Source organism: Roseovarius halophilus (ex Wu et al. 2025) (assembly GCF_047086965.1).
The window spans coordinates 1-10,932 of sequence record NZ_JBKOTX010000184.1 but is presented as its reverse complement, the minus strand read 5'-3'; the positions used below and the strand labels follow the sequence as shown (position 1 = coordinate 10,932).

13 protein-coding genes and 1 pseudogene are annotated in these 10,932 nt (G+C 68.0%); 9 read left to right on the top strand and 5 right to left on the bottom strand.

Annotation, left to right across the window (positions count from 1 at the left end; all coding sequences use genetic code 11):
• Nucleotides 1-112, bottom strand: a 112-nt coding sequence (locus ACH107_RS25670) for a transposase (protein ID WP_412508450.1), incomplete at its 3' end; no start/stop codon positions are given.
• A gap of 143 nt (nt 113-255) precedes the next feature.
• Between ACH107_RS25670 and ACH107_RS25665 the strand changes: the two are divergent.
• Nucleotides 256-1,003: pseudogene (locus tag ACH107_RS25665) on the top strand (integrase core domain-containing protein); the annotation flags it as partial.
• 137 nt (nt 1,004-1,140) lie between these two features.
• Here the strand turns inward: ACH107_RS25665 and pncB are convergent.
• Together pncB and rpsU are read right to left on the bottom strand one after the other, a co-directional pair.
• A complete protein-coding gene (gene pncB, locus ACH107_RS25660; RefSeq protein ID WP_412508449.1) occupies nt 1,141-2,433 on the bottom strand; it encodes a nicotinate phosphoribosyltransferase in 1,293 nt (430 codons plus the stop codon).
• A 143-nt stretch (nt 2,434-2,576) separates the two neighbouring features.
• A complete protein-coding gene (gene rpsU / locus ACH107_RS25655; protein ID WP_005614280.1) occupies nt 2,577-2,783 on the bottom strand; it encodes a 30S ribosomal protein S21 in 207 nt (68 codons plus the stop codon).
• 114 nt (nt 2,784-2,897) lie between these two features.
• On the opposite strand from rpsU, the gene ACH107_RS25650 reads away from it, so the two are divergent.
• The 5 genes from ACH107_RS25650 to ACH107_RS25630 are packed head-to-tail and all read left to right on the top strand — an operon-like array spanning nt 2,898 to nt 7,542.
• Complete coding sequence (locus ACH107_RS25650; protein ID WP_412508446.1) at nt 2,898-3,587, top strand: COQ9 family protein; 690 nt, start codon at nt 2,898-2,900, stop codon at nt 3,585-3,587.
• 10 nt (nt 3,588-3,597) lie between these two features.
• On the top strand, nt 3,598-4,581 hold the full coding sequence (locus tag ACH107_RS25645; RefSeq protein WP_412508444.1) for an NAD(P)H-quinone oxidoreductase: 984 nt from the start codon (nt 3,598-3,600) through the stop codon (nt 4,579-4,581).
• Nucleotides 4,582-4,584: 3 nt separating this feature from the next.
• Nucleotides 4,585-5,703 carry an exo-alpha-sialidase gene (locus ACH107_RS25640; protein WP_412508442.1) on the top strand — a complete coding sequence of 373 codons (1,119 nt, stop codon included), beginning with the start codon at nt 4,585-4,587 and terminating at the stop codon, nt 5,701-5,703.
• Entirely contained in the window at nt 5,700-6,260 is a 561-nt protein-coding gene (locus ACH107_RS25635) for a hypothetical protein (RefSeq protein ID WP_412508441.1), read from the top strand. Before ACH107_RS25640 ends, ACH107_RS25635 begins: the two co-directional genes overlap by 4 nt.
• Before the next feature lie 52 nt (nt 6,261-6,312).
• Complete coding sequence (locus tag ACH107_RS25630) at nt 6,313-7,542, top strand: MFS transporter (RefSeq protein ID WP_412508439.1); 1,230 nt, start codon at nt 6,313-6,315, stop codon at nt 7,540-7,542.
• An 18-nt stretch (nt 7,543-7,560) separates the two neighbouring features.
• Here ACH107_RS25630 and ACH107_RS25625 read toward each other — a convergent pair whose 3' ends face one another.
• Nucleotides 7,561-8,475: a rhodanese-related sulfurtransferase gene (locus ACH107_RS25625; protein ID WP_412508437.1), complete on the bottom strand. Its 915-nt coding sequence runs from the start codon at nt 8,473-8,475 to the stop codon at nt 7,561-7,563.
• 61 nt (nt 8,476-8,536) lie between these two features.
• Nucleotides 8,537-9,085: an NADPH-dependent FMN reductase gene (locus tag ACH107_RS25620; protein ID WP_412508436.1), complete on the bottom strand. Its 549-nt coding sequence runs from the start codon at nt 9,083-9,085 to the stop codon at nt 8,537-8,539.
• Nucleotides 9,086-9,260: 175 nt separating this feature from the next.
• On the opposite strand from ACH107_RS25620, the gene pncA reads away from it, so the two are divergent.
• From pncA to ACH107_RS25605, 3 genes are all read left to right on the top strand, one after another.
• Nucleotides 9,261-9,857 (top strand): bifunctional nicotinamidase/pyrazinamidase, encoded by a 597-nt coding sequence (gene pncA / locus ACH107_RS25615; RefSeq protein ID WP_412508435.1) that lies wholly within the window; start codon nt 9,261-9,263, stop codon nt 9,855-9,857.
• Entirely contained in the window at nt 9,858-10,445 is a 588-nt protein-coding gene (locus ACH107_RS25610) for a uracil-DNA glycosylase family protein (protein WP_412508434.1), read from the top strand.
• Nucleotides 10,438-10,932, top strand: a 495-nt coding sequence (locus ACH107_RS25605) for an SseB family protein (protein WP_412508433.1), incomplete at its 3' end; no start/stop codon positions are given. The genes ACH107_RS25610 and ACH107_RS25605, both read left to right, overlap by 8 nt.

The following is a 10,932-nucleotide window of genomic DNA, read 5'->3' as shown; positions in this document are numbered from 1 at the left end:
AATGCGTGCTCACGCCCAAACGCCGAGACACCTCCCGAACCGGATATCCCCGCACCGTGATCTGATGCACCGCATCCCGCTTGAACTCGTCGCTGTAATTGCTTGTCCCCATGTCGGCCTCCTAGCCTCAAAGTTAGGGGGCAAAGCGTCTACAAATCTAGGGGCACCTCAGATCTGCTCTTCTGTATATCTCGTTCGCTTCATAGTCCGTCCCTTCGTTGGGTCAGACTCTAATTCCAACTGGAGGAAAAATCCCGTGGCAGGTCAGGTTCCCGCCGGATCGGGGTCCTGCCGGAACGGCAGGGCATGATCATGAACCACAAGAAGCTGTATCGCATCTTTCGCGAGGAAGGGCTGTCGGTGAAGCGACGGCGCGGCCGAAAACGGGCGCGCGGCACCAGGACGCCGAGGCCGGTTGCCGCGCATCCCGATGCGCGCTGGTCGCTGGACTTCGTATCCGACAGCTTTGGCGCCTCGCGGAAGTTCCGGATCCTCGCGGTGATCGACGACTGCACGCGGGAATGCCTGTGCCTCGTGGCGGACACCAGCCTGTCCGGCGTACGGGGTGCCCGTGAACTGAATGCCCTGATCCGGATCCACGGCAAGCCGGGCTGCATCATCAGCGATAACGGGACCGAGCTCACCAGCCGGGCGACCCCGAACCGAAGGTCCGCGCCGCGAAATGGGCCGACGAGAACACGGTGCCTTGGCATGACATCGACCCGGGCAAACCCCGGCAGAACGCCTTCATCGAAAGCTCAACGGCAGCCTGCGCGACGAACTGCTGAACGAGGAGATCTTCGACAGCCGGGATGACGCGCGCGGGAAGCTGGCCCTCTGGCGCTACGACTACAGTGCGGTCAGGCCGCACACGTCATTGGGCAACCAGACACCGCCGCAAGCGCGCCGGACGCTTGAGCAATCTGAGGGCTCCACGCCCGGCGCGCTTGCGCCAGACGGGGAACCGGAATACCCAACTCCAACCTGCAGACCCTCGTTATAAACGAAGGACGACCGGGGGGCAGGTCATCTCTTCCCCATGCTTGAGGCTCGACACCAGCCCATCCGGCGTACCCCTCGAACGAAGAATGCCGCGGGAAAGACCATCGAACCGGTCAGCTCACACCGTGATGATGGAGGCTAAACCACAACCTCCATCTCCTCCTGCTCGCCCACGCCGAAGACCCGTTTATAACGCGCGATCTCGTCTGCCGGGCCCATGGCCTTGCGCGGGTTGTCGGACAGTTTTACCGTGGGCCGGCCATCGGCGGCGACGGCCTTGCAGACCAGTGAAAAGGGCGCCAGCCGGTCGCCCTCGGTCAGGCCGCGGAAATCGTTCGTCAGCAGCGTGCCCCAGCCGAAGCTGACCCGAACCCGCCCCGAGAACTGCCGGTGCAGCTCGACGATCTTGTCGTCGTCCAGCCCGTCCGAGAAGATCACGAGCTTCTGCCGGGGGTCCTCGCCACGCGCCTGCCACCAGCGGATCGCGGTTTCGGCCCCTTCGGCCGGGTCGCCCGAATCCACCCGGATGCCCGTCCAGCCCGCCAGCCAGTCGGGCGCGTTTTTCAGGAAACCCTTGGTGCCGAAGGTGTCGGGCAGGATGATGCGCAGGTTGCCCGAATGCTCCTCGTGCCAGTCGGCCAGCACCTTGTAGGGCGCCTCGCGCAATTCCGCGTCCGTCTCGGCCAGCGCGGCATAGACCATGGGCAGCTCGTGCGCGTTGGTGCCGATCGCCTCGAGGTCGCGGTTCTTGGCGATCAGGCAGTTCGAGGTGCCGACGAATTTCTCGCCCAGCCCTTCGCCCATCGCCTGCACGCACCAGTCCTGCCACAGGAAAGAGTGCCGCCGCCTTGTGCCGAAATCGGCGATGCGCAGCCCCTCCAGCGGGCGCAGGCGGCCGACTTTCTCCCACAGCTTGGTCATGGCGCGGGCATAGAGCACCTGCAGCTCGAATTTCTTCATGTCGTGCAGCACCGCGCGCGAGCGCAGCTCCATCAGCACGGCGAGCGCGGGGATTTCCCACAGCATCACCTCGGGCCATGCCCCCTCGAAGGTCAGTTCGTACTGCCCGTCGCGCACTTCGAGGTGATAGGGCGGCAGGCGCAGCCCCTCGAACCAGTCCATGAACTCGGGGGTGAACATCTGCCGCTTGCCGTAGAAGGTGTTGCCGCGCATCCATGTCGATTCCCCCCGGCTGAGCGAGAGCGAGCGGATATGGTCGAGCTGTTCGCGCAATTCGCCCTCGTCCACCAGTTCCGCCAGCCGGACCGATTTGCTGCGGTTGATGAGCGAGAACGTCACCTGCGTGTCGGGCCTGTTGCGGAAGATCGACTGGCACATCAGCACCTTGTAGAAGTCCGTGTCGATCAGCGACCGCACGATCGGATCCATCTTCCAGCGGTGGTTGTAGACACGGGAGGCGATATCGGCCATGGCGCGGGTCTCCGGTAGATTGCTCCCGCCCGCTTAAAGCAAAGGGGGCCCGGGGTGGCAAGGCGCGCGGGCCGCGAAAACGACAAACCCCCGAAGCGGCTGCCCGGGGGTCGTCAATCACGTGTCGCGTGGAAACGCGCGGTTCAGAGCAGCCCTTCGCGCTGGGCCTTCTTGCGTGCGAGCTTGCGGGCCCGGCGGATCGCCTCGGCCTTCTCGCGCGCCTTTTTCTCCGACGGTTTCTCGAAATGCTGCTTGAGCTTCATTTCGCGGAAAACGCCTTCGCGCTGCAGTTTCTTCTTCAGGGCGCGGAGCGCCTGATCGACATTGTTGTCGCGAACACTAACCTGCATGTGGTTGTCACCACCTTTCCGAGTTTGAGTTGCAAGAGATTGCAGGAAGCCGCCATATAGCAAAGCGCTGTCGTTTTGTCTAGGGTGGCGGCAGGCGAAAAGGAGGCCCGAGAGATGCCCGAGACGGATATCAAAGCAAAATTGCTGGAAGCCGCCAAGATGCACGTGCCCTTCGACGGCTGGAGCGAGGCGACGTTCCGCGCCGCGATGGCCGATACGGGCGTCGAGGAAGGCGTGGCGCGGGCCGTCTGTCCGCGCGGGGCGGTCGATCTGGCGCTGGCCTTCCACGAGGAGGGCGACCAGGCGATGCTGGCGCGCCTGGCCGAGGAGGACCTGAGCGCGATGCGCTTCCGCGACCGGGTGGCGGCCGCGGTGCGCTACCGGCTCGAGGCGGTGGAGGACCGCGAGCTGGTGCGGCGCGGCATGACGCTGTTTTCCCTGCCGGCCCATGCCGCCGACGGGGCGCAGGCGCTGTGGCGCACGAGTGACCGCATCTGGACGGCGCTGGGCGACATGTCGGACGACGTGAACTGGTACACCAAGCGCGCCACGCTGTCGGGCGTCTACGGCTCCACCGTGCTGTACTGGCTGGGCGATGACAGCCCCGGATACGAAAAGACGTGGGAATTCCTTGACCGGCGGATTGACGATGTCATGCAGTTCGAGAAAGTGAAGGCCAAAGCGCGCGACAACCGCCTTGTCAGCGGGCTGATGGCAGGGCCGCTGGCCTTCCTCGGGCGTATCAAGGCGCCGCGCGGCGGGCACAACACCGGGATGCCGGGCCGCTGGAACGGCCCGAACTAGGGAGACCATGATGAGCGAGACAATGAACGCCGTGGAGATCACCGGGCCCGGCGGCCCCGAGGTGCTGGCGATGACGACGCGGCCGGTGCCCGTGCCGCGCGTGGGCGAGGTGGTGATCCGCGTGGCCTATGCCGGGGTGAACCGCCCCGACGCGCTGCAGCGCGCCGGGATGTACGCGCCGCCCCCCACGGCCAGCGATCTGCCGGGGCTGGAGGCCGCGGGCGAGATCGTTGCCGTGGGCGAGGGCGTCAGCGGCTGGCGGACGGGCGATCATGTCTGCGCGCTGCTGCCCGGCGGCGGCTATGCGGAATACGCCGCCACGCCGGCCGCGCATTGCCTGCCCGTGCCCGCTGGGCTGGACCTGCGCCGGGCCGCCTGCCTGCCCGAGACCTTTTTCACCGTCTGGTCCAACGTCTTCGGCCGCGGCGGCCTCAGGGGCGGGGAGCGGTTTCTCGTCCACGGGGGGTCGTCCGGGATCGGGACGACGGCGATCCAGCTTGCCAGCGCGTTTGGCGCGCGGGTCTTCACCACCGCCGGCTCCGCCGAGAAATGCGCGACATGCGTCGATCTCGGGGCCGAGCGCGCGATCAACTACCGCGAGGAGGACTTCGTCGAGGTGATGAAGGAGGCCGGGCGCCCCGACCTCATCCTAGACATGGTGGGGGGCGATTACCTGCCGCGCAACGTCAGGTGCCTTGCCGATGACGGGCGGCTCGTGATGATCGCCTTCCTGCAGGGGCCCAAGGTGGAACTGAACTTCGCGCAGGTGATGGCACGTCGGCTGACGATCACCGGCAGCACCCTTCGCCCGCAAAGCGACCTTGCCAAGGCGCGCATCGCCGAGGGGCTGCGCGCGGATGTCTGGCCCCTGATCGAGGCCGGGCGTGTCGGGCCTGTGATGGATTCCGAATTCCCCCTGGCCGAGGCCGCGGCGGCCCATGAACGGATGGAAAGCAGCGGGCATATCGGCAAGATCGCTCTCAAGGTGGGCTGAGGCGTGGCCGGCACGCAGCTGCTGATCGTGGCCCTTACCCTGATGAGCGTCGGGTTGAGCGGCTACGCGCTCTGGCATGACAGGCCCCTTGACTGGCGGTTCGCCACGCCCGACCTGCCGCCGCCCGGGGACGCGCCGGTCTTCGAGCGGGTGCTGGATTACACCGCGCCCAAGGGGCAGGCCCATTCCCCCGGGATCGTCGTGGACGATGCCGGCTTTGCCGTGCTGTGGTTCGAAGGCTCGGCCGAGGCGCAGGCGGACGTGGACATCCACGCCGCCAGCCTGGCCCGGCAGGGCGGATCGTGGCAGGCCACTGCCCCCGCGCCCCGCGTCACCCGCGCGGCGCTGTCCGACGCGTTCGAGCCACGTCAGCTTGTCGTCACGCTGGGCAACACCATCCAGAACGAAGCCGCCGCCAACGCGCTTTATGCCACGGTGGTCTCGGTCGGGGGCTGGGCCATGGCGTCGGTCGCAGACCTGCGGATGGGCCCGGACGGCCCCGTGCGGGCGCGCAAGCTGAACCTGTCGCCGTTTCTCAACCGCTCGTTTCTGGTGAAGTCGCCCATGGTGGCCTATGCCGATGGCAGCCATGCCCTGCCAGCCTATTTCGAGATGGGCGCGGCCCATGGCGCGCTGGTCCGGCTGGGCGCGGATGGCCGCGTGCGCGACATGCGCCGCATCGCGGGGCCGGGCAAGCCCATCCAGCCGATGATCGTGCCACTGGACGCGGAGCGCGCGCTGGCCTTCCTGCGGGATTTCGACGCCAGCGGGCGGCTCTGGCTCAGCCGGACGACGGATGGCGGCCAGAGCTGGAGCGCGGTTCAGATGACGGACATTCCCAACCCGAGCGCGCCGGTGGCCGCGCTGGCCATGTCGGACGGGCGCATCCTGATGGCGATGAACGACGACGCGCAAGGCGCCGATCGGCTGCGGCTGGCCGTGTCGGCGGACGAGGGCGCAAGCTGGCGCGTCATCCGCACGCTGGAGGATGACGGCGGCGATGCGCGCTACCCGATGCTGCGGCGATTGACCGGCGGCGAGATCGCGCTGGCCTATTCCCACGGCACCAAGCGGGGCATCCGGGCCCATGTCTTCAACGAGGCATGGGTGGCGGCGCAATGACCGGGGTCCTGTCATGGCTGGCGCTGGGCATCCTGCTGGGATGGGTGGTCTTCGCGGTTGCCCTGCTTGTCACGGGCGCGGCGGCGGCGGTCGCCGTGGGTGCCACGGCGGCGGCGGTCTGCGTGTTCCTGCTGCGGGACACGGTGGCGCTGCGCGGGGCGATGGCGCTGCTGGCGCCTTTCGGCGTGATGCTGCCGGCGCTTGCGTTGCGCCACGCCGCCGTGAAGTTCGGCGCGCCCGTGCCCGGCTTTGCCACGTGGGAACTGGCGCTGTTCCTGCTGGCCTACATGGCCTTCCTTGCCACGGCCTTCGGGGTGATCCCGGTTGACCTCTACCGGCTGGGCTATGCCCCCGCGCCGGTGGCGCTGATGGTGCTGGCGGTCTGCGGCTACGGCGCGGTGACGGGCAACTGGTTCCTGCCGCTGGTGGCGGTGCTCGGACAGGCCGGCTGGATCATGGGCTGGGGCAGCAGCAACTGGTTCGACCACGTGACGCACGTGCTGCTGGTGCCGGTCGCGGCGGTCGCGCTGCTGGGGCGGGTGCCGTTGAGCTGGTAGGCTCGCGGAAACCTGCTGGCCGCCCGGCGCCATCCCCGATAACGTCGCGTCCATGACCGACGCGGACATTCTCGACAGCCGGTATTCGTGGCTCCGCATGGGGCTTTCATTGCTCGTGGCGGCCGTCAGCAATGTCGGCATCTGGGCCATCGTGGTGGTCATGCCCGCCATGCAGGCCGAGTTCGGCACCGACCGCGCCGCCGCCTCGCTGCCCTATACCATGACGATGATCGGCTTCGCGCTGGGCAACCTGACCATCGGGCGCCTCGTGGACAGGGTCGGCATGACCGCGTCGCTTGTCGGCGCGACGCTGGTCATGAGCGGGGCGACCGCGCTGGCGGCGCTCAGCCCGTCTGTCTGGACGTTGTCGGCGGCGCAGATGGCCATCGGGCTGGGGACCGCGGCAGGCTTCGGCCCGCTCGTGGCCGATATCTCGCAATGGTTCCTGAAACGGCGCGGCATCGCCGTGGCCATCGTGGCCAGCGGCAACTACCTTGCCGGGGCGATCTGGCCGCTCGTGCTGGCCGGGCTTCTGGAAAGCGCGGGCTGGCGCAGCGCCTACCTGGCGCTGGCGGTGATCATCCCGGCGCTGAACCTGCCGCTGGCGCTGTGCCTGCGCCGCCGGGTGCCGCTTGTCGCGCGCCAGCATTCCGACAGCGTCGCCTCGATCCGGGCCGGCGCGGCGGGGCTGTCGCCGCGCACCATCACGGCGCTGCTGTGGCTGGCCGGGCTGGCCTGCTGCATGGCGATGGCCATGCCGCAGGTCCACATGGTCAGCCTGTGCGTGGACATGGGCTTCGGCGCCGCGGTCGGCGGGCAAATTCTGGCCGTCATGCTGGTCGCCGGCGCGGCCAGCCGCGTTTTCTTCGGGTTGGTGGCCGACCGGCTGGGCGGGGTCCGGACCGTTCTTATCAGTTCCGGGCTGCAATGCCTCGCGCTGTTTCTCTACCTGCCGGCGGGCGGGCTGGTGTCGCTTTACGCGGTCAGCCTGATCTTCGGGCTGTCGCAGGGGGGAATCGTGCCCACCTACGCGCTGGTGGTGCGCGAATACATGCCCTCGGCCGAGGCCGGCAAGCGCGTCGGGATCGTCATGATGGCCACGATCCTCGGCATGGCACTCGGCGGCTGGGTGTCGGGCTGGATTTACGAAATGACGGGTGATTACCGGATGGCCTTCATCAACGGGATCGGCTGGAATTTCCTGAACATCGCGATCCTGGCGTCGTTGCTGCTGCGGACCCGTCCGCGCAAAACCGTGGCGGGCACGCCCGGCCACGCCTGACCCGCCGTCATGTCCCGGCTATTGCTCGTGCACGATCTTGATGTGGCGTTCGCCGCGCGCCTCGGCCAGCGCCATCTGTTTCTGCCGTTCGCGGAAACGGGCCTTGTCGGCGTCGTCTGTCTCGTCGATGCAGTGATGACAGGACACACCGTGTTCGTATTCCGGGCGGTTCATGTCCGCGGGCAGGACGGGACGGCGGCAGGCAAAGCACAGCTCGTGCGGCCCTTCGCGCAGGCCGTGCCCGACCGACACGCGCCCGTCGAAGACAAAGCAGTCACCCCGCCACGCGCTGTCGGGCTCGGGCACGTCCTCGAGATATTGCAGGATGCCGCCCTTGAGGTGATAGACGTTTTCCACCCCCTGACCCAACAGGTAGTTGGTGGATTTCTCGCAACGGATACCGCCGGTGCAGAACATCGCGATGCGCTTGTTGTGGAACCGGTGCTTGTTCGCCTCCCACCACGCGGGAAAGTCGCGGAAACTGGCGGTTCCCGGGTTGACCGCCCTCTCGAAGGTGCCAATGGCCACCTCGTAATCGTTGCGCGTGTCGATCACGGCCACGTCCGGCGACCGGATCAGGTCGTTCCACTCGGCAGGGTCGACGTAATGGCCGACCCGCGCGCGCGGGTCCACGTCGGGCTGGCCCATCGTCACGATCTCGCGCTTGAGCCGTACCTTGAGCCGGCGGAACGGCTGGTCGGCGCTCGCGCTTTCCTTCCAGTCCAGATCGGCACAGCCGGGCAGGGCGCGGATATGCGCCAGCACCGCGTCGATGCCCGCGCGCGGCCCCGCGACGGTGCCGTTGATCCCTTCCCGGGCCAGCAGGAGAGAACCCGATATCCCCTCGCGGTCGCAAAGCGCCAGCAGCGGGCTGCGCAGCGCGGCGGGGTCGTCGAACCGGGTGAAATGATAAAGCGCGGCGATCGTGTACATGGTCCGCGATGTACGCAGCCGCGGCGGCATGGGCAAGGGGCAAGACGCCCCTTGCGCCCTGTCAGCCCGCGATCCGGTCGGCAAGACGCTGCAGGTTGCTGGTGACGAAGTCGCGCGTGCCCGCATCCGTCAGGCGGCCATTCTCGATCTTTTCCGCCGATCCGCCGATGGCGATCTCGAAGCCCGGAACGACCTCGGCGTTGATGACCGACAGCACCTTGCGCAGGTCGTACTGCGCCGAAAGCCCGCCGGTGGCGCCCGGCGACTGGGTGATCACCAGCACGGGCTTGCCGGCAAAGGGTACGCCCGGTTCCTTGGACATCCAGTCGATCACGTTCTTCAGCGCGGCCGACGTGCCGCGGTTGTATTCCGGTGATACGACGATGACGGCATCCGCCGCCGCCAGCTTCCCGGCCAGCGCCGTCACGGCGGCGGGGGACGCGCCACCATCGAGGAGATCCTCGTTGTAAAGCGGGATGGCTGCAATGTCCTGCCTCGCGACGGTCACGTCGCGGGGGGCAAGCTCCTGCAGGGTCTCGGCGATTCGTGTGCTGAGGCTGTCCTTGCGCAGCGAGCCGCTGATCGCGGCGAAAGTGCGGTTCTCGGTCATGTGGGTCTCCGTTGTCATCAGGCCGTTCACGTATCGCACGGGGCGCGATGCGAAACGCCGCTGCGCGCACGTTGCCTATGCAGGCCCGCACAGCGCCGCGCGCGGCGGCGCTGACGTTGACGCTGCCGCCCGGCTGCGCCAAGTTTGCCAGAAGCCAAGCCAAGGAGGCGCCCGCATGACAGAGGCCCTGATCGTGATCGACGTGCAAAATGATTTCTGCCCCGGCGGGGCGCTCGCGGTGGCGGAGGGCGACCAGATCTTGGACGGCATCAACACGCTGATGGCCGGCTTCCCGGCCGTCATCCTGACGCAGGACTGGCACCCGGCCGGGCATTCCTCCTTCGCGTCCTCTCATGCGGGCAAGGCGCCGTTCGAAACGGTCGAGATGCCCTACGGTCCGCAGGTGCTGTGGCCCGACCATTGCGTGCAGGGCAGCGATGGCGCGGCCTTCCACCCCGCCCTTCAGACGGACCGGGCCGACGTGATCGTGCGCAAGGGTTACAACCCGCGCATCGACAGCTACTCGGCCTTTTTCGAGAACGACCACGAAACCCCGACGGGCCTGCACGGCTATCTGCAGGAACGCCACATCGACACGCTGACACTGGTCGGGCTCGCGACCGATTTCTGCGTGTATTTCTCGGCCGTGGACGCGGCCCGGCTGGGCTATGACGTGACCCTGCGCAGCGACCTGTGCCGCGCGATCGACCTTGACGGGTCGCTGGAGGCCGCGTGGAACGCGATGAAGGATGCCGGGGTCAGGCTGCAATAGATGTCCGCCCTTCATGACGAGATCGCGGCCTGCCGGATGTGCGCCGACCGCTTTGCCGACACGCAAACGGCCCATGCGCCGCGCCCTGTCGTCTGGTTCCGGCCCGGCGCGCGGCTGCTGGTGGCCGGGCAGGCCCCGGGGATGCGGGTGCACCGGTCGGGCACGCCCTTCGACGATCCGTCGGGCGACCGGCTGCGCGACTGGCTGGGGCTGGAGCGGGCCGAGTTCTATGACCGGGGCCGTGTTGCGGTGGTGCCGATGGCGTTCTGCTTTCCGGGGTGCGATGCGAGGGGTGCCGACCTGCCGCCCCCGCCGGTCTGCGGGCAAACGTGGCATGACCGCGTGATGCGCGACCTCGACGGCGTGGCCCTGTCGGTGATCGTGGGCGGCTACGCGCAGAAATACCACATGGGTGTCAGGACGGGTGTGACGGACACGGTGAAGGGCTGGCGCGACCACGCGCCGCGCCTTTTCCCGCTGCCGCACCCGTCATGGCGCAACACCGCGTGGCTGAAGCGGAACCCGTGGTTCGAGGCCGAGCTGCTGCCGGTGCTGCGCCGGCGCGTGCGGGAGGTGATGGATGGCTGACGAAACCGGGACGACCCCGCTGGACGCGGCCCACGCGGCGATGGAGGCCGCGCCGGAGATGGACACGGCGGCGCGGCTGGCCTTCTACGACGTGCTTTCGGCGAGCGAGCTGTTCGTGCTTCTGGCCGACGAGGGAGACGGCGACAGCGTGACCCCCGAGATATTCGAGACCGGCGGCCAACGGTACGTGCTGGCCTTCGACCGGGAGGCGCGGCTCACCGCCTTTACCGGCCGTGCGTCGCCCTACGCGGCGCTGTCGGGCCGGGCCGTGGCGGGGATGCTGGCCGGGGAGGGGCTGGGCCTTGCGCTCAATCCCGGGGTGGCGCCCTCGGCCTTCGTGATGCCGCCCGACGCGGTGGCCTGGCTGGCCGAGACCGTGGCGCGGGCGCCCGGCGAGATCGAGTGGTGGAAAAAGCTCGTCCCCGGCTTCAGCGTAATCGCCTTTTTCCCGGCATTGATGAGATCCCAGTCCTCATCCCCCAGCTCC